Below are 525 nucleotides of genomic sequence, written 5' to 3'. Positions count from 1 at the left end.
GTTAGCTGCACAGAAAATTGCGGCATATTTCAATCTATAAGGATATTAAAATGAACAAAATGATCAAATTAGGCCTATTTACGTTAGGCTCTGTAGTTTCATCAGTTTCTATTGCGAATGAGATTTCTTCTGATTATCTTAAAAAAGAAATTGAATTAGCTCATACTCAATACATACAAGGCTCTATTGAAAGTGGACTTTACGCACTTCAAGCTCTAGCAAGAATCCTAGAATCAGATAGCACTAGTTCCAAGCTTGGGCCAAATAACTTGTCATTTACTTATCTAAGAATAGGCTTACTACACGAAAAGGCTGGTAGTGATTCCAAGGCAAAACCATATTTTAATAAAGCTAAAAGCTCCTATAGCGGTAAAAAAATTGAAATTCCTCAATTAAAAGAACTGGTTTCAAAACTAGACGAAATGCGCAGCTAACAAGTCATTAAAGCAGGAAAATTTACAGTTGGCTGTTTTCACTGCGTTCAACATTTTAGCCAACTATAAATTTCCTCTTAATGAGGCGTTA

General features: G+C 34.3%; 1 protein-coding gene. It reads left to right on the top strand.

Annotated features, from left to right (window positions below; all coding sequences use genetic code 11):
- The first annotated feature begins 50 nt into the window (after positions 1 to 50).
- On the top strand, positions 51 to 434 hold the full coding sequence (locus tag GQR52_RS20405; RefSeq protein WP_165729621.1) for a hypothetical protein: 384 nt from the start codon (positions 51 to 53) through the stop codon (positions 432 to 434).
- Positions 435 to 525 lie beyond the last annotated feature (91 nt).

Source organism: Pseudoalteromonas sp. 31A1 (assembly GCF_011378815.1).
GTDB classification, from domain to species: domain Bacteria; phylum Pseudomonadota; class Gammaproteobacteria; order Enterobacterales; family Alteromonadaceae; genus Pseudoalteromonas; species Pseudoalteromonas arctica.
This window is presented reverse-complemented; position numbering and strand designations above follow the sequence as displayed.